The sequence below is a fragment of the Isoptericola maris genome (assembly GCF_048065335.1).
Taxonomy (GTDB): domain Bacteria; phylum Actinomycetota; class Actinomycetes; order Actinomycetales; family Cellulomonadaceae; genus Isoptericola; species Isoptericola rhizosphaerae.
Genome location: NZ_JBLUNY010000008.1, coordinates 63,809 through 86,365 on the forward strand (window position 1 = coordinate 63,809; position 22,557 = coordinate 86,365).

At 74.2% G+C, this 22,557-nt stretch carries 23 protein-coding genes; 11 read left to right on the plus strand and 12 right to left on the minus strand.

The window, feature by feature from the left end; genetic code table 11:
* Window positions 1-2 precede the first annotated feature (2 nt).
* Window positions 3-608, plus strand: coding sequence for a nitroreductase family protein (locus ACH5HR_RS12510; RefSeq protein ID WP_402374073.1), 606 nt, complete (start codon window positions 3-5; stop codon window positions 606-608).
* 3 nt (window positions 609-611) lie between these two features.
* Here the strand turns inward: ACH5HR_RS12510 and pdxR are convergent, their stop codons facing one another.
* On the minus strand, window positions 612-2,120 hold the full coding sequence (gene pdxR, locus ACH5HR_RS12515; protein ID WP_402374075.1) for a MocR-like pyridoxine biosynthesis transcription factor PdxR: 1,509 nt from the start codon (window positions 2,118-2,120) through the stop codon (window positions 612-614).
* 70 nt (window positions 2,121-2,190) lie between these two features.
* Between pdxR and ACH5HR_RS12520 the strand changes: the two genes are divergently transcribed.
* Together ACH5HR_RS12520 and ACH5HR_RS12525 are read left to right on the plus strand one after the other, a co-directional pair.
* Window positions 2,191-3,174 (plus strand): aldo/keto reductase, encoded by a 984-nt coding sequence (locus ACH5HR_RS12520; RefSeq protein ID WP_402374077.1) that lies wholly within the window; start codon window positions 2,191-2,193, stop codon window positions 3,172-3,174.
* Between the two features lie 52 nt (window positions 3,175-3,226).
* Complete coding sequence (locus ACH5HR_RS12525; protein ID WP_402374079.1) at window positions 3,227-4,195, plus strand: aldo/keto reductase; 969 nt, start codon at window positions 3,227-3,229, stop codon at window positions 4,193-4,195.
* Window positions 4,196-4,213: 18 nt separating this feature from the next.
* Here ACH5HR_RS12525 and cofC read toward each other — a convergent pair whose 3' ends face one another.
* Complete coding sequence (cofC, locus tag ACH5HR_RS12530) at window positions 4,214-4,903, minus strand: 2-phospho-L-lactate guanylyltransferase (RefSeq protein WP_416478139.1); 690 nt, start codon at window positions 4,901-4,903, stop codon at window positions 4,214-4,216.
* A complete protein-coding gene (gene cofD / locus ACH5HR_RS12535) occupies window positions 4,900-5,856 on the minus strand; it encodes a 2-phospho-L-lactate transferase (RefSeq protein ID WP_402374083.1) in 957 nt (318 codons plus the stop codon). Before cofD ends, cofC begins: the two co-directional genes overlap by 4 nt.
* Before the next feature lie 35 nt (window positions 5,857-5,891).
* On the opposite strand from cofD, the gene ACH5HR_RS12540 reads away from it, so the two are divergent.
* Window positions 5,892-6,212 carry an MTH1187 family thiamine-binding protein gene (locus ACH5HR_RS12540; protein WP_402374085.1) on the plus strand — a complete coding sequence of 107 codons (321 nt, stop codon included), beginning with the start codon at window positions 5,892-5,894 and terminating at the stop codon, window positions 6,210-6,212.
* Window positions 6,213-6,317: 105 nt separating this feature from the next.
* Window positions 6,318-8,102, plus strand: a complete 1,785-nt coding sequence (locus ACH5HR_RS12545) for a restriction system modified-DNA reader domain-containing protein (RefSeq protein ID WP_416478141.1) — start codon at window positions 6,318-6,320, stop codon at window positions 8,100-8,102.
* 117 nt (window positions 8,103-8,219) lie between these two features.
* Here the strand turns inward: ACH5HR_RS12545 and ACH5HR_RS12550 are convergent, their stop codons facing one another.
* Window positions 8,220-9,179, minus strand: a complete 960-nt coding sequence (locus tag ACH5HR_RS12550; RefSeq protein WP_416478142.1) for a zinc-binding dehydrogenase — start codon at window positions 9,177-9,179, stop codon at window positions 8,220-8,222.
* A gap of 51 nt (window positions 9,180-9,230) precedes the next feature.
* Here ACH5HR_RS12550 and ACH5HR_RS12555 point away from each other — a divergent pair, with 51 nt between their 5' ends.
* Window positions 9,231-10,220 (plus strand): coiled-coil domain-containing protein, encoded by a 990-nt coding sequence (locus ACH5HR_RS12555; protein ID WP_416478143.1) that lies wholly within the window; start codon window positions 9,231-9,233, stop codon window positions 10,218-10,220.
* A gap of 10 nt (window positions 10,221-10,230) precedes the next feature.
* Here the strand turns inward: ACH5HR_RS12555 and ACH5HR_RS12560 are convergent, their stop codons facing one another.
* The 3 genes from ACH5HR_RS12560 to ACH5HR_RS12570 all read right to left on the minus strand — a co-directional run bounded on the left by ACH5HR_RS12560 (window position 10,231) and on the right by ACH5HR_RS12570 (window position 12,513).
* Window positions 10,231-10,650: a VOC family protein gene (locus tag ACH5HR_RS12560; protein ID WP_416478145.1), complete on the minus strand. Its 420-nt coding sequence runs from the start codon at window positions 10,648-10,650 to the stop codon at window positions 10,231-10,233.
* 90 nt (window positions 10,651-10,740) lie between these two features.
* Complete coding sequence (metX, locus tag ACH5HR_RS12565) at window positions 10,741-11,979, minus strand: homoserine O-acetyltransferase MetX (protein ID WP_402374095.1); 1,239 nt, start codon at window positions 11,977-11,979, stop codon at window positions 10,741-10,743.
* A gap of 168 nt (window positions 11,980-12,147) precedes the next feature.
* Window positions 12,148-12,513 carry a winged helix-turn-helix transcriptional regulator gene (locus ACH5HR_RS12570; protein WP_402374097.1) on the minus strand — a complete coding sequence of 122 codons (366 nt, stop codon included), beginning with the start codon at window positions 12,511-12,513 and terminating at the stop codon, window positions 12,148-12,150.
* 83 nt (window positions 12,514-12,596) lie between these two features.
* On the opposite strand from ACH5HR_RS12570, the gene ACH5HR_RS12575 reads away from it, so the two are divergent.
* Window positions 12,597-13,412 carry an NAD(P)H-dependent oxidoreductase gene (locus tag ACH5HR_RS12575; RefSeq protein WP_416478147.1) on the plus strand — a complete coding sequence of 272 codons (816 nt, stop codon included), beginning with the start codon at window positions 12,597-12,599 and terminating at the stop codon, window positions 13,410-13,412.
* Here the strand turns inward: ACH5HR_RS12575 and ACH5HR_RS12580 are convergent.
* Window positions 13,372-14,094, minus strand: a complete 723-nt coding sequence (locus ACH5HR_RS12580; RefSeq protein WP_402374101.1) for an ABC transporter permease — start codon at window positions 14,092-14,094, stop codon at window positions 13,372-13,374. The two genes, ACH5HR_RS12575 and ACH5HR_RS12580, sit on opposite strands and share 41 nt — an antisense overlap.
* A 23-nt stretch (window positions 14,095-14,117) precedes the next feature.
* Window positions 14,118-15,014: an ABC transporter ATP-binding protein gene (locus ACH5HR_RS12585; RefSeq protein ID WP_402374103.1), complete on the minus strand. Its 897-nt coding sequence runs from the start codon at window positions 15,012-15,014 to the stop codon at window positions 14,118-14,120.
* A 163-nt stretch (window positions 15,015-15,177) separates the two neighbouring features.
* On the opposite strand from ACH5HR_RS12585, the gene ACH5HR_RS12590 reads away from it, so the two are divergent.
* From ACH5HR_RS12590 to ACH5HR_RS12600, 3 genes are read left to right on the plus strand one after another with little or no spacing between them, the layout of a single operon-like run.
* Window positions 15,178-16,401, plus strand: a complete 1,224-nt coding sequence (locus ACH5HR_RS12590; RefSeq protein WP_416478148.1) for a sensor histidine kinase — start codon at window positions 15,178-15,180, stop codon at window positions 16,399-16,401.
* Complete coding sequence (locus ACH5HR_RS12595; RefSeq protein WP_402374107.1) at window positions 16,398-17,000, plus strand: response regulator transcription factor; 603 nt, start codon at window positions 16,398-16,400, stop codon at window positions 16,998-17,000. Before ACH5HR_RS12590 ends, ACH5HR_RS12595 begins: the two co-directional genes overlap by 4 nt.
* A gap of 26 nt (window positions 17,001-17,026) precedes the next feature.
* Complete coding sequence (locus tag ACH5HR_RS12600; protein WP_416478150.1) at window positions 17,027-17,722, plus strand: GOLPH3/VPS74 family protein; 696 nt, start codon at window positions 17,027-17,029, stop codon at window positions 17,720-17,722.
* 20 nt (window positions 17,723-17,742) lie between these two features.
* Here the strand turns inward: ACH5HR_RS12600 and ACH5HR_RS12605 are convergent, their stop codons facing one another.
* The 3 genes from ACH5HR_RS12605 to ACH5HR_RS12615 form a co-directional block, all read right to left on the minus strand.
* Entirely contained in the window at window positions 17,743-18,804 is a 1,062-nt protein-coding gene (locus ACH5HR_RS12605) for a zinc-dependent alcohol dehydrogenase family protein (protein ID WP_416478152.1), read from the minus strand.
* A 250-nt stretch (window positions 18,805-19,054) separates the two neighbouring features.
* Window positions 19,055-20,386, minus strand: coding sequence for a bifunctional o-acetylhomoserine/o-acetylserine sulfhydrylase (locus ACH5HR_RS12610; RefSeq protein ID WP_416478153.1), 1,332 nt, complete (start codon window positions 20,384-20,386; stop codon window positions 19,055-19,057).
* Window positions 20,387-20,494: 108 nt separating this feature from the next.
* A complete protein-coding gene (locus ACH5HR_RS12615; RefSeq protein WP_402374115.1) occupies window positions 20,495-20,989 on the minus strand; it encodes an inorganic diphosphatase in 495 nt (164 codons plus the stop codon).
* A 156-nt stretch (window positions 20,990-21,145) separates the two neighbouring features.
* Here ACH5HR_RS12615 and dacB point away from each other — a divergent pair, with 156 nt between their 5' ends.
* Entirely contained in the window at window positions 21,146-22,552 is a 1,407-nt protein-coding gene (dacB, locus tag ACH5HR_RS12620) for a D-alanyl-D-alanine carboxypeptidase/D-alanyl-D-alanine endopeptidase (protein ID WP_416478155.1), read from the plus strand.
* The last annotated feature ends 5 nt before the right edge of the window (window positions 22,553-22,557 follow it).

The window sequence follows — 22,557 nt, forward strand, 5'->3', positions numbered from 1 at the left end:
GCATGGAGCTTCGTGACGTGGTCCGACGGCGGCGCATGGTCCGGCGCTTCAGCGACGAGCCGGTGCCGGCGGAGGTGGTGGACCGGCTGCTCGACCACGCCGTGCGTGCCCCGAGCGCCGGGTTCACCCAGGGCTGGTCGTTCCTGGTGCTGACCACGGACGCGGAGCGGGAGCGCTTCTGGACCGCGGCCACCCCCGCGGGATCGGCGCGCGACATGTCGACCTGGCTCGCCGGGATGCGCACCGCCCCGGTGCTGGTCGTCGTGCTGACGTCCCGGGACGCCTACGTCGGCCGGTACGCCGAGCCCGACAAGGGGTGGACCGACCGGGACGAGGCGCGCTGGCCGGTGCCGTACTGGCACGTCGACGCGGGCATGGCTTCGCTGCTCATGCTCCAGACGGCCGTGGACGAGGGTCTCGGGGCGTGCTTCTTCGGGATCGACGCCGGGCGCATCGATGCCTTCCGCGACGAGTTCGGCGTGCCGCAGGAGTGGTCACCCACCGGGGTGGTCGCCGTCGGGCACCCCGAGGCCGGGGGAGCGAAGGGCTCGCCGGCACGGCGGCGGCGCAAGCCGATGGCCGACGTCGTGCACCGCGGGCGCTGGTAGCGCTCAGACGCAGCTCGCCAGCCGGGCCACCGCCTCCTCGAGCCGGGCGTCGACCAGGTTGCCGTAGCCGAGCACGAGCGTCCGAGACCGTGCCGCCGGGCGCACCTGGTAGCGCCGCAGGTCCACGACACCGACGTCGCGGGCTGCCGCCGCGCGCACCACCTCGGCGGCGTCCGGGGCCTCGTCGCCACCCGGCAGCTCCAGCAGCGCGTGCAGCCCGGCGGCCATGCCGTGCAGCCGGGCGTCGGGAAGCCGGTGCCCGACGGCGCCCGCGAGCGCGTCGTGGCGCCGCCGGTACCGCGTGCGGGCGGCGCGCAGGTGCCGGTCGTAGCCGCCTCCCTCCAGGAACCGGGTGACGGTGAGCTGGTCCACCACGGACGGCGCGCCGGCCCGTGCCACGTCTCCCAAGGCCGCCCGCCACGCGGCCGGCAGCACCGCCCAGCCGATCCCGAACGCCGGCGACATCGTCTTGCTCACCGAGCCGAGCAGCACCACCCGCTCCGGGTCCAGCCGTTGCAGCGCCGCCACGGGCCGCCGGTCGTAGCGGAACTCCGCGTCGTAGTCGTCCTCGACCACGAGCCCGTCCACCTGCCGCACCCAGGCCAGCACGGCCTCGCGCCGCTCGCCGGCCAGCGCCACCCCGGTGGGGAACTGGTGCGCTGGCGTCAGCAGCACCGCCCGCGCGCCGGTCCGCGCGCCGGCCTCGGCGAGCCGCTCGACGTCGACCCCGCCCGCGTCCACCGGCACGGGCACGGGTCGCAGCCCGGCCTGCCGGGCGACGTCGCGCAGCACCGGCCACGACGGGTCCTCCACGAGCAGATGGGTGTGCCCGGCGGTCCGCAGCGCCGCCGCGACCCGCGCCATCGCGTCGGTGGCGCCCCGGGTCACGACGACGGCCGTGTCCGGGGCCTCGACCATCCGCGCCCGGCGCAGGTACGCGGCCACCGTCGACCGGGTCGCGGGGTGTCCGAGACCGGGCGCCGTGGACAGGTCCGTGCTCGACGCGCCGGCCAGCGCCTCGCGTGCCGCCCGCAGCCACGCCTCGCGCGGGACGTGCCGCAGGTCGGGCACGCCGGGACGCAGGTCGAACCGCGGGCGCGGCGGCAGGTGCGGCACCGTGCCCGACGGCGGCACCCCCGTGGCGGCCGACCCCTGCGGTCCCGCGGCGGGCGAGCGTCGCGGACGTGCCGTCGTCGCGCCCCGCTCCTGGACCTGCCGGGTCTGGACCTGCCGGGTCTGGACCGACCCGGCGGCCACGCGCGTGCCGGCGCCGACCCGCGCCTCGAGGACGCCCTCGGCGACGAGCTGGCCGTAGGCCTCGGTGACGACCCAGCGCGAGACGCCGAGCGACTCGGCCAGCCGGCGGCTGGCCGGCAGGGCGGCACCGGCCGGCAACCGTCCGGAGCCGACGGCGTCGCGCAGCGCGTGCTCGAGCCGTACGACCCGTGGGCCGGTCGAGGCGTCCAGGTCGAGCAGTGTCTCCCACGCCAGATTGGTCCGGTGGACGATCATGTCAATGGACGGTACACCCGGACCGATTTCTCCGTAGCGTCGAGGACGACCACCACCGCACGGAGGAACGATGCGCTACCGCACCATCAGCAACGGGACCACGTCGTTCGAGGTCAGCACGCTGTGCCTCGGCACCATGTGGTTCGGGACCCGCACCGACGAGGCCACCTCGCGAGCGATCCTGGACCGGTTCGTCGAGGCAGGCGGGACCTTCCTGGACACCGCGAACAACTACAACGGCTGGAGCGGCGGCCACGGCCGCGACAGCGAGGACGTGATCGGCCGCTGGCTGGCGGACCGCGGGGTCCGCGACCAGGTCCGCGTCGCCACGAAGGTTGGTGCCGCGAAGAAGGACCCGGACCTGCCGCAGACGCACGTGCCGCCCTCGAACTACCAGGGCCTCGGTGCTCGGACCGTCGTCCGCGAGGTCGCCACGAGCCTGCGCCACCTCGGCCTCGACCGCCTGGACGTCTGCTACGGGCACGTCGACGACTACGCCACGCCGCTGGCCGAGACCGTCGGCGCGTTCGGCAAGCTCCAGGCCGAGGGCCTCGTCGGGATCGCAGGCATCTCCAACGCCGCGTTGCACCGCGTGGTCGAGGCCCGCGAGGAGGCCCGCCGCCAGGGCATCGCCCCCTACGGGCTGGTGCAGCAGCAGCGCACCTACCCCTACCCGCGGCCCGACGTCGGCCGGCACAACTGGGCGTCGTACGAGCTGCTCGACTACGCCGCCCAGGCCACCGCCGGCGGGAGCGCCCCGCTCGCCGTCACCGCGTACTCGCCGCTCATGCAAGGCGCGCTCACCAGCCCGGACAAGCCGCTGTGGGACGGGTTCGACCACCCCACCACGCACGAACGGCTGCGGGTCCTGCGGGAGGTCGCCGCAGAGGTCGGAGCCACCCCGAACCAGGTGGTGCTCGCGTGGCTGCTCGGCGGCGAGGTCCCCGTGACTCCCATCGTCGGGCCCAGCTCGGTCGAACAGCTCGACGAGCTGCTCGGTGCCGCCGACCTCGACCTGGACCCTGAGCTGCGAGCCCGCCTCGACGCCGTCTGACCGGCTCCGTCCGACCACCACCGACCAGCACGAACCACCAAACGGAGGAACCATGCGCTACCGCACCATCGGCACCGGGGACCGCGCCATCGAGGTGTCCACCCTGTGCCTCGGCACCATGAACTACGGGACCCTCGTGGACCCGGCCACCTCGGAGGCGATCCTCGACCGGTTCGTCGAGGCGGGCGGGACCTTCCTGGACACCGCCAACAACTATGCCGTGTGGCACGGCGGGCACGGCCGGGACAGCGAGGACCTGATCGGGGGCTGGCTGGCCGCCCGGCGCCACCGTGACCACGTCCGGATCGCCACCAAGGTCGGCGCCGGCCCCCGCGACCGGGGCCTGCCCTTCACGCCGGACAACTTCGAGGGCCTCGGCGCCGGCGTGATCGAGGCCGAGGCGCACAAGAGCATGCGCCACCTGGGCACCGACCACCTGGACGTGCTCTACGGGCACGTGGACGACCGCGACACCCCGCTGGCCGAGACGGTCGGGGCGCTGGGCAAGCTCCAGGCCGAGGGCGCGGTGGGTCTGACCGGCATCTCGAACGTCACGCTGTGGCGACTCGTCGAGGCCCGCGCCGAGGCCGAGCGTCAGGGCGTGCCGCCCTACGCCGTCGTGCAGCAGCAGCACTCGTACGTGTACCCGCGGCCGACGTCGCGCCCCTGGGTGAGTCGCGACCTGCTCGACTACGCCGCGTCCACGGGGACTCCGGGCCGGCCGTCGCTGACGGTCGTGGGGTACGGGCCGCTGCAGGCCGGGGCCCTGATGCGGGACGACAAGGGCCTGTACCACGACGCCGACCACCCCGGGTCGGTCCACCGGGTCCGCGTCCTGCGCGAGGTCGCCCGCGAGATCGGTGCGACCCCCGCGCAGGTGGCGCTCGCCTGGATGATGGGCGGCGAGGTGCCGGTGATCCCGGTGACGGGACCGAGCTCCGTGGAGCAGCTCGACGAGCTCCTCGGTGCGGTGCACCTCGACCTGCCGCAGGAGGTGCGCACCCGCCTCGACGCGGCCTGAGCGGCGACCTGCCCGCCGCTACTGCGCCTGCCGGGCCGGCCGCTCGGTGAGCGGGTGCCCGACGGCGGCACCCACCCGGGCGCGGATCTCGGCGGGGAGCTCGGCCCAGTCGTCGAGCGTGTCGAGGTCCGCGGCGGTGCCGGGTCGCTGCACGACGGCGGAGGTCAGGCCGTGCGTCCCGGCCTCCGCCTCGTGGGCGGCCCGGGACCCGGCGCCGAACCGGAACCGGTAGCCCTTCGCTGCGAGGGGAGCGGTGAGCGGGACCATGAGCAGGTTGGTGCCGGTCGCATGGCGGTCGGTGGCGATCGTGACGTCGGCCCGGGTCGCCAGGAGGGCGTCGACGTCGGCGGTCGTGAGCCGGGGCAGGTCCGCGTGGACCACCAGCACCCGGTCCGCGGCCAGGTTCCGGACGTGGTCGCGGGCGTGGTCGAGGGCGCCGTTCAGGCCGGGCGTGCCGGGCGGCTCCGCGATCACCTGACCCGGGACTGCCGCGAGGACCTCCTTGACGAACGGCACGTCCGCCGTCACCACCACGACCCCCGCCAGCCGGCCGTCCGCCACGAGCGGGGCGAGCACCTCCACGACGTGCCGCGCCAGCGCGACGACCAGCCGCCGTCGGGCACCCGGATCCAGGGCGGCCGCGAGCCGCGACTTGCCCGAGACGCCGTCGCGGAGCGGGACCACGGCGACCGTGCGGGGACTCGTCACGGCCCGGCCACGGCGAGGAGCTCGCGGGCCAGGCGCTCGCGACCGGCCGGACCTCCCATGATGGTGTCGGTGACCACCACCTCGAACCCGAGGTCCTCGACCGGTGCGGCCAGCGCGGCGTCCGCCTCGTCGATCACCATGACGTCCACGACGCCGGTGTACAGCCGTGCCACGCCCACCGCCGAGACCTCGTGCCCGAGCGACTCGAGGATCTGCGCGGCCGGCCCCTTCACCGCCCGGCCGCCCACGATCGGGCTGACCGCCACCCGGCGTGCTCGCGAGGCCGCCACGGCGTCGCGCACACCGGGCACGCCGAGCACCGGTTCGACGGAGAGGAACGGGTTCGACGGCGCCACCACCAGCAGGTCGGCGTCCCGCACCGCCGGCAGCACCCCGGGCGCCGGGCGGGCGGACCCGATGCCGTCGAAGGTCAGGTCGAGCACCGCGTCGGCGTGCTGACGCCGCACGAAGTACTCCTGGAAGGCGAGGGTGCCCGACGGCGTGGTCACCTGCGTGCGCACCGGGTCGTCCGTGACCGGGAGCAGCCGGGCGCCCACGCCCAGCGAGGCCGTCAGGGTGGCGGTCACCCCGCTCAGCGGCACGCCCTCGCGCAGGCGCGCGGTCCGCACCACGTGGGTCGCCAGGTCCTTGTCGCCGAGCGTGAACCAGGTGTCCTCACCGAGCCGTTCGAGCTGCGCCAGCGTCGCGTACGACTCGCCCGTCAGCCCCCAGCCGCGTTCCTCGTCGTTGAGCCCGGCCAGCGTGTACATCACCGTGTCGAGGTCGGGCGAGACGTGCAGCCCGTGGCGGGTCGTGTCGTCGCCGACGTTGACCACGCAGGTCAGGCCACCGCCGTCCGCCGGGGTGCCGCCGTCGGGCAGCGCGAGCGCGAAGCCGTGCGCGAGGCGGGCGCCGCCGACGCCACCGGCCAGGACCGTCACCGAGGTACTCACCCCCCGAGCGTAGACGGGGGAGGCATGATGGAGGCATGGCTGTCTTCGCGTTCTCCGTCTCCCCGCTCGGCGCGGGGGAGTCCGTCGCGGGCCCCGTCGCCGAGGCCGTCCGCATCGTGCGGGAGTCCGGGCTGCCGCACCGGACCACGTCCATGTTCACCGAGATCGAGGGGGAGTGGGACGAGGTGATGCCGGTGATCCAGCGCGCCACCGAGGCCGTGGGCGCGGGCGGTCACCGGGTCTCGCTCGTGCTCAAGGCCGACATCCGCCCGGGGTACACCGGGCAGCTCGACGCCAAGATCCGGCGCGTCGAGGAAGCGCTTGCCGCGGACGAGGAGCAGGCCGGGCACGCGTGACCGTGGTCACCCACCTGCAGTGTTGCAGGTCACGGGACGTCTCGCCGTAGGCTATGCGGCACACGGCACCGGGCCGTGTGCGGGAACCGGGGAGAAGTCAGCGCGATGCCACTGTTCGAGGTCGACGCCAGCAGGCCGCTCCTCGTCCAGTCCGGGCGGTCCGCAGGTGCCGTGGAGCCCGGGCTCGGGACGACGGCGCACCGCGTCGTGGACTCGCACATCGACGGGCTGCTCGGGGAGCAGATCTTCCCCGTCGCCCAGGGCGCCGGACCTGACGAGCCGCACCTGCTCGCGCTGGACGCCACCGGCTCGCCGGTGGTGGTCGAGCTGGTCGCCGAGCTCGACCGCCCGGCGCTGACCCGGGCGCTGGACCACGCGGGCTGGGCCGGCCGGCTCACCCGCGGCGAGCTCGCCTCCCGGTACCACGGCGGGCCGAACGCGTTCCAGCGGGACGTCGCCTCGTTCTACGACTCCGTGCCGATCACCCGGTCCCAGCCGGGGCGCTCCAGCGCCCGGCTGATCATCATCTGCCAGGAGGCCGGCGAGGAGATCCTGAACGCCGTCGACTTCCTGCGTCAGCCCACGATGCCCGTCGAGGTGCTCAAGATGGGCGTGGTCCACAGCCAGGACGGGCGACGGTTCGTCGACGTCTCCCCGTTGGTGATCCACCCCGCCTCCGCCCCGACGGCGCCACGCCTGTCCGGTGTCGCACCGGAGGGGACGCACCGGGCCGCCGCATCCGCCGACACCGAGCCGGAGTCCTTCGCGGAGGGCGTCAAGGTGGGCATCGCCCTGACCGGCAAGCACCCGGCGGTCGCGCAGCCTGCCTCGCCGAACCCGCCCGCGGCGCCAGCACCGGCCCGGCGGGCCGCGTCCGAGCCGGCGCCCGCCCCCGCCCCCGCCCCCGCCCCGCACCGGACCCGGGCCGGACGGCGGGCCGCCGCCGGGGCGTCCAGCCTGTCGCTCCCGACGGTCCGCGCCGACGCGGCCGGCAGCCAGAGCAGCCAGAGCAGCCAGAGCAGGCAGGGCGGCCAGACCAGCGACGCCGGCACGCCGCCACGTCCGGCCCCGGCGGCCGCGCCGCCACCGCCGCCCGCTCCGCCGCAGCCGACACCTCCGCCACCGGCGCCACCGGCTCAGCAGCCGGCCGTCCGACGTCGGTCCCGCAGGGACCGCTTCACGTCGCAGCCGCAGCAGCCCTCGCCGGAGCTGGCGGCCTTCACCGCGGCGTCGGCGGGCTCGGCGGAGGACCTCGACCTCGCGGAGCTGGCCCGCCGCACGAGGTCGGCGTCGAGCGTCGACACCCCCGGACTCGGTGAGGACTTCGCGCGGTACACCGCCCCGGCGCTGGACCTGCCGCCGGCACCGCGGCCGGAGCCTGCCACCCGGCGTCGTGAGCCGGCGCCGTGGGATCCGCCGGAGGCACGCTGGGAGGACCCGCTCAACGACCCTCCGCCGTACCGGTCCTCCGGGTGGGAGCCGTCGACGCCGAGCAGCTGGACGAACGCTTCCGAGGACCTGCCGCGCCTCGAGGTCCCGCCGCTGGAGGCGCCGTCGTACACCCCGCCGCCCGACTACGGCCTGTACGAGACGGCCCAGCCCGCACCGATGGCGTTCGACGACGAGGTGGACGGCGACCTCATCGCGCTCGCCGCCACCCTGCACCGCCCCACGCTGCTCGTGTGGTCGCGGCCGCGCCGCCGGCAGCACTTCGAGGCCGTGCTGCACCCGGACGGCGCGATCGAGCTGGCCGACGGCTCCCGCTACCAGCACCCGGACCATGCGGCCTCGGCCGCGAGCGGGACCCCCACCGACGACGGTTGGAACGTGTGGCACCTCGGGCCGGACGGTCCGTCACTGCTGGACGCCTACCGCGCCCGCTTCGCCTGACCCGCCCGGCCGCCCTACTGAACGTTGTGGGCGCGATTTCTGGCCCGATTCGTCCCTCTTGGGATGATTTCCGACCCAGAAATCGCGCCCACAACGTTCGAAGGGGCAGTCGCAGGGTCAGGGGACGACGACGATCTTGCCCGTCTGGTCGCCCGCGGCCAGCCGGGCGAGGCCCGTGCCGACGTCCGCCAGCGACACCTCGGAGTCGATGACCGGCCGCACGCCGGTCCGCGCGCAGAACCGCAGCAGCGCAGCGAGGTCCTCGCGCGACCCCATCGTGACGCCCTGCACACGGATCTCGGAGAAGAACAGCCGGGTCAGCTCCGCCGGCGGCGCGTCACCGCTGGTCGCCCCGCACACCACGATGGTGCCGCCGGGCCGCACGGACCGCACCGAGTGCGCCCAGGTCGCCTCGCCGACGGACTCGACGACGGCGTCGACGCGCTCGGGCAGGCGGGTCCCGGGCTCGACGGCGCGGGCCGCCCCGAGCTCGAGCGCCCGCTCGCGCTTGCCTGCGTCGCGCGACGTGGCGGTCACCTCGAGGCCGGCTGCCGACCCCAGCACGACGGCCGCGGTGGCGACCCCGCCGCCCGCACCCTGCACGAGCACGCGGTCGCCCGGCCGCAGCGCCGCCGCGCCGAACAGCATCCGGTAGGCCGTCAGCCACGCCGTCGGCAGGCAGGCCGCCTCGGCGAACGTGAGCTCCGCGGGCTTGGGCACGAGGTTCGCCGTGGGCACGGAGACCTGCTCGGCGAGAGTGCCCGGGTACCGCTCGGACAGCAGGGAGCGCCGCTCGTGCGGGCCGACGCCGTGGCCGTCCGCACCGACGACGGCGTGCAGCACGACCTCGGTGCCGTGCGGCGTGACACCCGCGGCGTCCGTGCCGAGGATCATCGGGAGCTGCTCCTCGCGCAGGCCGACGCCGCGCAGGGACCACAGGTCGTGATGGTTGAGCGCGGCGGCGCGCACCTGGACCGTGGTCCAGTGCTCGCGCTCGATCGGCGCGGGGCGGTCGGTGACCTCCAGTCCGTGCAGCGGGGCGTCGGGGGAGAAGCGGTCGACGGTGGCAGCGAGCATGATCCCAACGTAGAGGACGTTCCGGTGCCACGGGCCACTATGTTGGAGGCCATGTCCGACCCCGTGGTGCACCGACCTGCTGAGCCCGACCCGACGGACCCGGAATCCGCGGCCCTCGAGGCGCGCGTCGAGCAGGCGCAGCAGGACGCCACGCTCCTGGCGGACTACCTGGCCCGCCGGGAACGCGCGGCCGCCGGGCTGCGGGCTGCGGACCGAGCGGTGGAGCGTGCTCTCGAGCAGCTCGCCGACGAGTCGGCCGACGTGGAGCGCCTGGAGTCGCTGAGCCTCGACCGACTCTGGGCGACCCTGCGCGGCGCTCGCGACGAACGCCTCGACACGGAGCGGGCCGAGCAGCGCACCGCCGAGTACGCCGTCGCCGCAGCGGAGGCCCGCCGCGCGGCAGCGCAGCGTGAGCTGCAGGTCGCCGAGGGTGCGGTCGCGCGTCTGGGCGACGTCGCCGGACGGCGGGAGCGCGCGCTCGCGGACAAGGAGGCCTGGCTGTGGACGGCGGGCAGGGGGCGTGGTGCCGAGCTCGTGGACGTCGCGGAACGGCGGGGCCGACGTCGGGCCGAGAAGCTGGAGATCGCCGAGGCGCAGGACGCGGCGGACGCCGCCGCGACCGCTCTCGAGGCGGCGGCCGGCGAGCTGGCGGGCGCGAACGGCTGGTCGATGTACGACACGTACCTGGGCGGCGACCTGCTCGCGAGCATCGCCAAGCACCGCCGTCTCGACCGGGCGGCCGAGCTGGCCCGGGAGGCCGACGCGGCCCTCGCCCACCTGATGGTCGAGCTCGGCGACGTGGGTGAGCGAGGGGTCGGCGTGCTGGGCGTCGAGGGCATGTCGCGGACGTTCGACATCTGGTTCGACAACGTCTTCAGCGACCTGTCGGTGGCGCGCCACGTCCGCGAGTCCCGCGAGCGGGTCGAAGCCGCCCGGGTGGCGGTGCAGCACGTCAGCGGGCGGCTGGCGGAGCGCCGGGTCGTGGTGGAGGAGGATCTCGTCTCGCTCGAGCGGCGCCGCGAGGTCGTGCTGCTCTCGTAGCGGTCCGCGGTCAGGCGTCGCCGACGTCGAACATCCAGGTGATGCCGTAACGGTCGGTGAGCTGGCCGTAGTGGTCGCCCCAGGGTGCGGGCTCGAACGGCACGACGTCGGTGGCGCCGTCGAGCAGCGTGCTGATCGCGCCGCGCACGTAGTCCATGTCGTCGGAGCTGCCGGTGAGCGCCACGGTCACGCCGCTCGTCGCGGCGACGTACGGCATGAACGACGGCGTGTCGGCCGCCATGAGCGTGAGCCCGCCCGGCGCGGTGAGCTGGCCGTGCATGACGAGCTGTTCGTCGGCGGGGTCGTGGGCCATGCCGGGCACGGAGCCGAACGTCGAGATCTCGAGGTCCCCACCGAGCGCGGACCGGTAGTGCTCGAGAGCTTCGCGGGCCTGGTCGCGGAAGCTGAGGTAGGGGTTGAGCTGTGCCATCGGATTCTCCTCGCGAGAGCGCTTCCGGGCGTCGTGGTCGACGTCCGGCACCACGCTAGGACCGCCGGGCACGGCTCGCGCGCGGGCCCGCTACGAGGTCGGTGGGACGGGCGCCGCCTCGGTGAGGAAGTCCCGGATCAGTGGTCCCGTCTGGTCGTGCTCGAGCAGGAACCCGTCGTGCCCGAAGTCGGAGGTGATGACGCGCAGGCCGCCGGCGCCGGGCACACCGGCGGCGATCCGGGCGCACTGCGCCGGTGGGAACAGCCGGTCGCTGTCCACCGCCACGACGAGCGCCCGCGCGGTGATCTGCGCCAGCGCGGACTCGACCCCGCCCCTGTCTCGGCCGAGGTCGTGCGTCATCATCGTCTCGGTGAGCCGCAGGTAGGAGTTGGCGTCGAACCGTCGCGCGAGCTTGTCCCCGTGGTGGTCGAGGTAGGACTGCACGGCGAACCGGCCGTCGTCGAACGGGTCCTCGCCGCCCTGGGGCAGCCGCCCGAACCGCTCGTCGAGCTCGCGCGCGGTGCGGTAGGTGGTGTGCGCGATCTGCCGTGCGATGGCCAGCCCGGCGTGCGGGCCCTCGCCGTCCGGAGCGTCGTAGTAGTCGCCGCCGTTCCAGCGGGGGTCGGCACGGATGGCGCCGAGCTGGGGGTGCGCCCAGGCGATCTGGTCGCCCGACGACTGCGCGGCGGTGGCGATGGCGGCGATCGAGCGCACCTCGATGCCCGCCTCGGGCCCGAGGATCGCCCACTCCAGGACGCGCATGCCGCCCATGGAGGCGCCGACGACGGTGGCCCACGAACGGATGCCGAGCAGCCGTGCCAGCTCGATCTCGACGGCGACCTGGTCGCGTGTGGTGATGCGCGGGAACCGGCCGCCCCAGGGCTGGCCGTCGGGTGCGGTGGACGCCGGGCCGGTGGTCCCCTGGCACCCGCCGAGGACGTTGGGCACGACGACGTGGTACCGGTCGGTGTCGATGGGCGCGCCGGGCCCGATCATGGGTTCCCACCACCCGGCGGTGAGCTGGCCGGGGCCGGCGGGACCGCGCACGTGGGCGTCGCCGGTGAGGGCGTGGAGGATGAGGACGGCGTTGGAGCCGTCCGGGGCGAGCTCGCCGTAGGTCTCGTAGGCGACGCGGACGTCCGGCAGGCGGGCCCCGGCCTCGAGGTCGAAGGTGCCGACGTCGGCGAACAGGCGGTCCGCGACCGGGTCGCCCTCGCGCCAGGCGCCGGACGCCGGGACGGGGGTGGCCGGGCCGCGGCGGGCGGCACGGGGCCGGGCCGCCGTCGGGGCGTCGTCGGGCCTCGTGATGCTGGTCGGCGTCGAGGTCATCGTCTCTCCTGGCTGCGGTCTCCGGCGGGTGCGGTCGGGCGGGCGCACGCGGCGTATGGCTGCCCGGTGCGTGGCCGCAGGCAGGCGAAGGTGCGCGGTGGTCAGCTGCGCATTCGACGAGTCATGGATCGACGGTAGCGCCCGCCCGGGGGCGCTGCCCAGGCGATCTCACGATGCGGGACCATATTCTGAGACGGCTTCTCGCTCGGCCCCCGGCACGAACCGCTCGCTCCAGCGACCGAGCAAGGACCCGATGGTCGCCAGCTCCCGGCCTGCCTCGGTCAGCTCGTAGGTGACGTGCGGTGGTACCTCCGGGTACACGGTGCGCACGACGACGCCGTCCGCCTCGAGAGCCCTGAGCTGCCGGGTGAGGGTCTTGGCCGAGACGGGGCCGACGGCACGCTGCAGCTCGCCGAAGCGGAGCGGCCCGTCGGCCAGCTTCCACACGGCCGTCAGCTTCCAGTCCCCGCCGGCGACGGCGATGCCCACCTCGATCGGGCACACCTCCAGGGCACGCCGCACCGCGTCCCGCATGGCATCCTCGCTTCCCCTGATGTCCCTTGGTGACAAGAAAGACCGTACTACCGCCGCCGTCTCCGGGTGCTTACGGTCGCACCATGCAGACACTCATCGTCTCCGCAGCCCCGTCGGCGGGCTCCCTGACCGCAGACCTCGCCGCCACCGCGGAGTCCACGCTCCGCGAGCAGGGCCACGACGCCGTCCTCCTCGATCTGCCGCGGCTCGGCTGGCACCCCGCCGTCCGCCCGTCCGACTACGGTGTCGAGACGCTGACCGGGCCGGTCGGCACCCACGCCTCCGCCGCGGCTGCCGCCGGCACCCTGCACCCGGAGGTCGTGCGGCACCAGGAGCTCCTGCGCCGGGCCGACCTCCTCGTCCTCGTGTTCCCGCTCTGGTGGGCGGGGATGCCGGCCGTCCTCAAGGGCTGGGTGGACCGGGTGTTCACCGAAGGCTTCGCCTACGGGCTGCGCGACGCCGCGGGGAACCCGCGCAAGTACGGGGACGGCGCGTTCGCGGGCAAGCGGGGGCTGGTGCTCACGACGGCGGGGGACCGGGCAGAGGCCTTCAGCCCTCGAGGCGTGAACGGACACATCGAGGACCTGCTGTTCCCCATCAACCACGGGATCCTCTGGTACACGGGCATCGAGCCGCTGGCGCCGCTCACGCTGCTCGGCGTCGACTCCCCGGTCTGGCCGGGGATCGACGACGCCAGAGCCCGGGTGCGCAAGCGGTTCGAGAACCTCGACACCGACGAGCCGCTGCCCTACCGGCGGCTGCTCGACGACTACGACGCGCGACGCCGTCTGCTCGACGAGCGCTCCCCGGGCCGCAGCGACCTGGCGATCCATCTGCGGCCCGCGGAGCACCCGGCCACTACCGGCGCGGCTCCCACCGGAACATCCTCGCCGCGATGACGATAGCCACCACGACCCATGCCAACGTCGGGGCGAGCAGTGCGAGCGAGCCGGTCAGCGCGGCGCCGCCGTCCCAGGCCGCGACGATCAGCTCCGTGGCCGCGCCCCCGGGCAGGAGCCGCTTGAGCAGGGCCATGCTCTCGGTGCCGGTGATCCCGACCCAGCTGGCGACGGCGATGACGCCGATGCTCAGGGGCAGGGCGGTCACCTGGGCGTGCTCGGGGGAGTTCGTCACGCCGGCGGTGGCGATCCCCAGGGCGAGCATCATGACGAACGCCGCGAGGGTCGCCGCGACGAGGAGCACGGCGTCGACGGGCCCACCGCCGCTGGCAGCGGCGAAGACGCCGAGGATCAGGGTGATCTGCACCAGCGCGATGGCACCGACCGGCAGGACGAGCCCGGTCAGGATGGTGGCGTCGCTCGCCGCCGTCGACCGGAGCTGCTTGAGGAAGAGGCCCTGGCGCCGGGCGGCCAGCGTGGTGACCGTCGTCGCGTAGAGGTTGAACGCGGCAATCGTGAACACGAGCACGGCGGCGACGTACCCGATGCTGCCGATCCTCGTGAGGACGTCGCGGTAGCTGATGAAGAAGACGGCGACCGCCACGGGCATGAGGAGGCTGGTGACGAGCACCGACCGGTTGCGGAAGAGCTGGACCAGCTCGGCCTGGGCGAGAGGAAGCACGATGATCTCCTGTTCGGGGTAGGTCAGGAAGCGGTGGAGTCGGCGCCGATGGCGCGGAAGACGTCGTCGAGGCGGGTCGGAGCCGCGGAGAGGCCCTCCAGCTCGACGTCGTGGTTGTCCGCCCAGTCGAGGAGCTGCTTGAGGTCCCGCTGGAGCTCGAAGGTCTCGATCGCGTAGGACGCGTCGGCCTGCGGGACGGAGCTCGTCGGCGGGGCGGGCGCGTGCCGCGGCAGCGAGAACTGGATCGAGGCCGGGAGCGACCGGGTCAGCTCGGCCACCGTCCCCTGGTGGCGGAACGTGCCGCGGTGCATCAGACCGATGCGGTCGGCACGCTGCTGCGCCTCCTCCAGGTAGTGGGTCGTCAGCACGACGGTCGTGCCCTCGTCGCGCAGTCGCTGCACGGTGGCCCACAGGGAGTCCCGGGACGCGATGTCCAGGCCGGTGGTGGGCTCGTCGAGGAACAGCAGCTCCGGGCTGCCGTACACCGCGGTCGCGAAGTCGAGCCGACGCCGCTCACCGCCCGAGAGCTGACCGGTGCGGGTGTCCGCCTTGTGCTCGAGGTCGACAAGGCCCAGGACGCGTTCCACGGAGTCCTCGCGTCCGGTCAGGCGGCCGATCAGCCGCGTGGACTCGGCGACGGTGAGGTCGGCCGAGAGGCCGCTCTCCTGCAGCATGATGCCGACCCGTGGACGCACCACCGAGCGGTCGGCCGGGTCCGACCCGAGCACGCGTACCGTGCCCGAGGTGGCCTTGCGGTGCCCCTCGACGACCTCGAGGGTCGACGTCTTGCCGGCACCGTTGGTCCCCAGGAGCGCGTAGAGCTCACCACGCTCGATGTGGAACGACAGGTTCTTGACGGCGTGGAAGTCGCCGTACGCGACGTCGAGTCCCTCGACGTCGATCACAGTGTTGGTTGACATGGCCCCATCAGACCGCCGACGGCGGCGCGATCCCAGTGTCCCGGCGTCACCCGGCGGCATGACGATCCGCAGCACCCCGGTGTGACACGGCGTCACTGGCAGGAGGCTCGCACGGGAGCGGATACTGAGGGACACGATCCCTCGAGCCTGTGAGCCGCCCACCATGGATGACCGCACCTCCGCCCCGCAACGCACGGCCGCGGGGCCCTGGAAGCCGTCGACGGCGTCACGGTCCTCACGTCGGCGGTTCCGTCGGGTCAACCTCACCGCGCTGCTCCCGCTGATCGGCGCCGTGGGCGTCCTGCTCGTGGCGAGGCAGGCGCAGACCTGGGTCCAGGCGCTGGTGCTGGCGTCGGGCCTGCTGGCCGCCCTGGTCGCGTTCGAGCGCTGGTCCGCCGGCGACCTCGCGCGGGTGGCGGCGCCCTGCCTGTTCGTCGCGGCGGCGGTGTGGCCGTTCGGCGCCCTGGTGATCGACGGCGACACGCAGACCGCCTACTACGCGCTGGCGGTCGTGGCGTGCCTGGTGGTCCCGGAGCTTCCGCGCCGCCGGGCCCTGGCCGCCGTCGGGGTCGGGCTGTTCGTCGCGCTGGTCGGCACCTGGGGGCTGGTCTCTGCCGGGCCCTTCTCGGCGGGTGCGCTGATCTCCTTCGTGATCCTGCCCACCGGCATCACCGTCGTCCTGATCTGCCTGCGGCTCCCCAACAAGGGGTTCTACGACGTGATGACAGAGCTGGAGGAGGCGCGGGAGCGGGAGGCGGAGCTCGCCGTCGTGCGTGAGCGGGTCCGGTTCGCGAGCGACCTGCACGACATCCAGGGCCACACGCTGCACGTGGTGAAGCTGAAGATCGCGCTGGCGCAGAAGCTCTTGCGTGCGGACACGGAACGCGCGGAGCAGGAGCTGCGCGAGACGTACGACCTGGTAGGCGACACGATCGCGCAGGCCAAGGAGCTCGCGTACGGGCGCCGTCGGCCGAACCTGTCGGCCGAGCTGGAGAACGCCAGGAATTTGCTCGAGGCTGCGGGCATCCACGTCCGCGTCGACCATCCGCCGAGCGTCCGGCCGCAGCCCGGCGACCTGCTGGCGCAGGTGCTGCGGGAGACGACCACCAACGTCCTGCGTCACTCGCGTGCCACGCTGGTGCACGTGGCGGTCACGGAGCGCGGCATCACGATCGTCAACGACGGGGTCGACGGGCACCCGCCGCCGACGCTGCGGGGGCTGTCGTTGCTCGCGAGCCGGGTGGCGGACAACGGCGGCACCCTGACCGCGGAGCTCGCGGACGACCGGTTCCGCACGGCGGCCACCTTCCCGGCCGGGGCGGCCGGGACCGCTGACTCCGCCGGGGCCGCCGGTGCCGACCTGCAGCCCGAGGAGGACGCACGATGACCACGGTGGTGCTGGCCGACGACGAGGCCCTGCTCCGCAGGGCGCTCGCCGCGCTCCTCCCGCTCGAGGGTGACGTCACCGTCCTGGCGGAAGCGGCCGACGGCGCGGAGGCGGTCGAGGCCACGGTCGCGCACCGGCCCGACGTGCTGGTCGTCGACCTCGAGATGCCGGGGGTCGACGGCCTGGAGGCCGTGGCCGAGATCCGCCAGGTCCTGCCCGAGCAGGTGGTCCTCATGCTGACCCGCCACGCCCGGCCGGGGGTGCTGCGCCAGGCCCTGCGGCTCGGGGTGCAGGGCTTCGTCAGCAAGTCGGCCGAGCCGTCCCACATCGCCAAGGTGGTCGCGGCGCTGCACGAGGGAGGGCGGTGGATCGACCAGGACGTCTCCGCCGCGGCCCTCATCGACGACGTCCCGCTGACCGACCGGGAGCTCGACGTGCTCCGGGTGACCCGCGACGGCTACTCGGTCGCCGAGATCGCCGCCCGGCTGTACCTGGCACCAGGAACGGTGCGCAACTATCTGTCCAGTGCGATGCAGAAGACGCAGACCCGCACGCGGCACGAGGCCGCACGCTACGCCCGCGAGCACGACTGGCTGTGACGCGCGCACCGACGAGAGGAACGACGATGCCCGAGCGTCCTGGTCCGGCGGCCGCCCCGACGTTGGCGGAGGACCTGCTGCTCCTGCTCTTCCAGCCGGGGTCGGGCACCATCGCGGGCGAGAACACGCTGTTCTACGTCCTGGCGGGCGGTGTGCTCGCGGACCTCGCCCTCGGCGGGCACGTGCGGACCACCCGCTCGCCGGGCGGCAACGTCCGGGTGGGCGCCGTCGAGGGCCGGGAGCCGTCGGACCCCGTCCTGCGGTCGGCCTGGGCCTCCGTCACCGGGAAGCCGCGGGGCGTGCAGACGGTGCTCGCGGCCATCGGCCCCCAGCTGCGGGGGCCGCTGCTCGAGAACGTCGTCGCGCGGGGTGACATCCGCCGGGAGACGCGCAAGATCCTCGGGTTCTTCGCGCGGACCGCGCTCGTGGACGGCGGGACGTCACGCCGGGCGGAGCTCGCCGCGGGCGTGCGTGCGGTGCTCGTCGACGGGGCGGAGCCGACGCCGCGGGTGGCGGCGCTCGTGGGTCTGCTGGCGGGCAGCGGCACGCTTCCCCAGCTCCACCCGGAGATCCCGTGGACGACGCCGGTCATCACCCGTGCGCACGACCTCGAGGTCGGCAGCTGGGGCGCTCAGGCCGCCGGGGAGGCGGTGGCGCGCACGGTCACGGCGACGATCGTCAACAGCACGACGTACGCCCTGACCCTGCTCCCGCGAGGCTGACCCCCGCGGGGCCTGACCCGTCAGGGCCGCAGCAGCACCTTGGTCGCGCGGCGCTCGTCCATCGCGGCGTACGCATCGGCGACGTCGGCCAGCGGCATCTCGACGTCGAACACCTTGCCGGGCAGGATCGCACCGGACAGCACGTCGTCGAGCAGCTCGGCCATGAGGGTCCGCGCCGGCGCCATGCCCCCGCCCACGGTGATGTTGCGGCGGAAGAGCTGCCCGACCGGCACCTGGGAGCCGCCGTGCGGCACCCCGACGAACCCGACGCGCCCGCCGCCGCGGACCGAGCCGAGCGCCTGGGCCATGGACTGCTCCGTGCCGACGCACTCGAGCGCGGCGTCGGCCAGGTCGCCGTCGAGCAGCTCGCGCAGCGCGGCGACGCCCTCGTCGCCGCGCTCGGCGACGACGTCGGTCGCGCCCAGCTCCCGCGCCAGCGCGGCCCGGTCCGGGTGCCGGGAGAACGCCACGACGCGCTCCGCCCCGAGGCGTCGCGCCGCGATCACCCCGCACAGCCCGACGGCGCCGTCGCCGACCACGGCCACCGTGTCTCCCGGGCCGACGCCGGCCGAGACGGCCGCGTGGTGCCCGGTGGACATCACGTCCGCCAGCGACAGCAGGTGCGGGACCAGACCCGCGGCCTCCAGCTCCTCGAGCGGGCGGCCCACCGGGAACAGCGAGTGCTGCGCGAGCGGGATGCGCACGCGCTCGCTCTGCGCGCCGTCGACCGGGTGCCCGTCGCGGTCGGTCGAGCCGAAGCCCGTCACCACGTCGCACGCCGACGGGAAGCCGGCCCGGCAGGACTGGCACCGCCCGCAGCTCAGGGTGAACGGCACCACGACGAAGTCGCCGGGTGCGGCCGAGGTCACCGCGGCCCCCACCTGCTCGACGACGCCCACGAGCTCGTGGCCGATCGGGTGCGGCTCCTTGGTGCGAGTCACCCCGCGGTACGGCCACAGGTCGGAACCGCACACGCACGCCGCGGTGACGCGCAGGACGGCGTCGTGCTCCGTCAGCAGGGCGGGTTCGGGGCGCTCCTCGGCGCGGACGTCCCGGGCAGCATGGATCATCGTGGCGAGCATGTGCCCACCGTAGGCCGACGGCGCCCCGCCGTGCCGCCGTCGGGCACGCCGAGACGCCGTCTCTGCCGCGCAAGTCAGCAGGGTTGTCGTCGGCTGAGCCTGCGGTTCCGCTGCGGGCGAGTGCCTCGTCCCTCGGCCCTCACCCTGCGCTGCACCTCCGGCTCAGCCGGGTTGTCGTCGGCTGAGCCTGCGGTTCCGCTGCGGGCGAGTGCCTCGTCCCTCGGCCCTCACCCTGCGCTGCACCTCCGGCTCAGCCGGGGAGGGCGTCCTTCGCGGCGGTGAACCCGAGCTCGAGGTCCGCCAGGATGTCCTCGACGTCCTCGATGCCCACCGCGAGGCGCACCAGGCCAGGCGTGACGCCGGACTTGGCCTGCTCCTCGGGCGTGAGCTGACTGTGCGTCGTGGAGGCGGGGTGGATCACCAGGGAGCGCACGTCGCCGATGTTCGCGACGTTCGAGTGGAGCTCCAGCGCAGAGACGAACGCCTGACCGGCCTCCGCCCCGCCGCCGAGCTCGAACGACACGACGGCGCCGGCACCGCGGGGTGCGTAGCGCTGCTGGGTGGCGTGCCACGGGCTCGACGCCAGGCCGGCGTAGTGCACGGTGCGGACGTCGTCGCGCGCCTCGAGCCACTCGGCCACCCGCTGGGCGTTGGCCACGTGACGCTCGATGCGCAGCGACAGCGTCTCGATCCCTTGGGACACGAGGAACGCGTTGAACGGCGAGACCGCCGCCCCGAGGTCGCGCAGGAGCTGTACGCGCGCCTTGAGGATGTACGCGAGGTTGGCGCCGAGAATCCCGTCGACGCCGAGGTCACGGGCGTAGACGACGCCGTTGTACGAGGGGTCGGGGGTGTTGAAGCCGGCGAACCGCTCGGGGTACCGGGCGTAATCGAAGTTCCCGGAGTCGACGATGACCCCGGCCACGGACGTGCCGTGCCCGCCGAGGTACTTCGTGGCCGAGTGCACCACGACGTCGGCCCCGTGCTCGATCGGTCGCACCAGGTAGGGCGTCGCGACCGTGTTGTCGACGATGAGCGGCACCTCGGCGGCGTGCGCGACGTCGGCCACGAGCGAGATGTCGAGGAAGTCCCCGCGCGGGTTGGGGATGGTCTCGGCGAAGAACGCCTTGGTGTTCGGCCGCACGGCGGCTCGCCACGCCTCGGCGTCGTGCGCGTCGTCGACGAACGTCGTCTCGATGCCGAGCCGCGGCAGGGTGTGCTGGAGCAGGTTGTGCGTGCCGCCGTAGAGGCTCGAGGAGGCCACGACGTGGTCGCCCGCCTCGGCGACGTTGAGGATCGCGAACGTCTCGGCGGCCTGGCCGGAGGCGAGCAGCAGCGCTCCGACGCCGCCCTCGAGGTCCGCGATGCGGTTCTCCACGACCTCCTGGGTCGGGTTGTTGATCCGCGTGTAGATGGGTCCCAGCTCCGCGAGCGCGAACCGCTTCGCGGCGGTCTCGGCGTCGGGGAACACGTAGGACGTGGTCTGGAAGATCGGCAGCGCCCGGGCGCCTGTCGTCGGGTCCGGGGTCTGGCCGGCGTGGATCTGGCGGGTGGCGAAGGACCAGCGGGGTGCGTCTGTCATGACGCGACCGTACGAGCCCTGTCTCGTTCAGTGGAAGGGGTGATCCACGAAGTGAGACAGCGACGGCCCTCTCCCGTGGTGCGGGAGAGGGCCGTCAGCGCGTCGCGATCAGTGGCTGTAGCCCGAGTCCTTCGCGCGCTGGAACGAGCGCTCGATCTCCGCCTCGGCGTCCTCGCGGCCCACCCAGTGCGCGCCCTCGACCGACTTGCCGGGCTCCAGGTCCTTGTAGACCTCGAAGAAGTGCTGGATCTCCAGGCGGTGGAAGTCCGAGACGTCGTCGATGTCCTGACGCCACGCGGCGCGCTGGTCCCCGAGCGGCACGCACAGCACCTTGTCGTCGCCGCCGGCCTCGTCGCGCATGCGGAACATGCCCAGGGCGCGGCACTTGATCAGGCAGCCGGGGAACGTGGGCTCCTCCAGCAGGACGAGCGCGTCCAGCGGGTCGCCGTCCTCGCCGAGGGTGCCCTCGATGAACCCGTAGTCGTCCGGGTAGCGGGTCGAGGTGAACAGCATCCGGTCGAGCCGGATGCGGCCCGACTCATGATCGACCTCGTACTTGTTCCGCTGACCCTTGGGGATCTCGATCGTGACGTCGAACTCCACTGTTCCTCCAGTCTCGGGGCGTGCGCGCTTCCCCAGTGTGCCACGCAGAACCGCCCGGAACGCCGTGCCGCGGTGCCGCTCAGCGGCAAGGACGTGCGAGAATGCGCAGGGACGGAGCCTGCTTGTGACCAGGTTCACGAGAACGGGGAGGACCGCATGGGGTGGCGGCTGAGCGTCGGCGCCACCGTCACGACGGTCGTGGCCCTCTTCGGCGGCTACCTCGTGGCCGACGCCTACGACGTCGTGCCGGGCATGGTCACCCTCGACGCGGCCCCGCAGCCCGCCGCTCCGTTCCCCGACCCGCCCGGTGCGACCACCGGTCCGATCCCGTCCGTCGCCCTCCCCGCGCTGCCCGAGGACGCACCCGTCCCGGACACCGCCGAGGTCGGCGACCTCGTGGACGACCTGTCCGGCGACAAGCGGCTCGGCAAGCGCGTCGGGGTGATGGTGGCCGACGGCGGCACGGGCGACACGCTGGGACACTCCGGCCAGGACCGCCTCATGGTCCCGGCGTCGACGCAGAAGATCCTGACCGGGGTGGCGGCCTACGCCGGTCCCGGCGGGGACACCCGGCTCGCCACCCGCGCGATGCTGCACAGCGACAACCGGCTGGTGCTGGTGGGCGGCGGCGACATGATGCTCGCGGCCGGCCAGGGCGATCCCGCGGCCGTCAACGGCCGCGCCGGGCTGGGCGAGCTCGCCGACCAGGTGGTCGCGAAGATCAGCCTGACCGGCACCGACGCGGTGACGCTCGCGGTCGACGACACCCTGTTCACCGGTCCGGCGATCGCGCCGACGGTGCGCGCGAGCGACGCCGAGGACGGATACGTCGCACCCGTCGCCGCGCTCGCCGTCGACGTCGGGCGGCTCACCGACGACAAGTACGCGCCCCGCGAGGAGGACCCCGCGCTCGCCGCCGCGAAGACGTTCGCCGACGCGCTGGCCGAGCGCGGCGTCGAGGTGTCCGGGCAGATCGTGCGCCAGGCCGCACCGTCGTCCGCGGTGGAGATCGCGCGGGTGGAGTCCGCGCCGCTCGGCGACCTCGTCAGCTACCTGCTCAAGGAGTCGGACAACACGCTCACCGAGGTCGTGGGCCGGATCGTGGCGATCGACGCCGGCCTGCCCGGCTCGGCCGACGCCGCCGTCAGCGAGGTGCTGGCCACCGTCGAAGGCCTCGGCGTCGACCTCTCCGACGCCGAGCTCACCGACCTGTCCGGGCTCGGCGAGGGCTCGCGCATGAGCGCCCGGCAGCTCGTCGACACGCTCGCCGTGGCTGCCGCGGACCCGGAGCTGCGCGCAGCGGTGACCGGGCTGCCCGTGGGCGGTCTGGAGGGGACGCTCGCCGACCGGTTCGACGGCGACAACCCCGGCCGGGGCTACGCGGAGGCGAAGACGGGGAGCCTGCCCGACGTGCGTGCCCTCGCGGGCACCGTCGTCACGGCCGACGACCGCCTGCTCGTCTTCGCGCTGATCGCCGACCGGATCCCCGAGGGCGGCTCGTACGGGGCCAACCTGATCTTCGACGACTTCGTCGGGGACCTCGCGGCCTGCGGCTGCTCGTAGCCGCC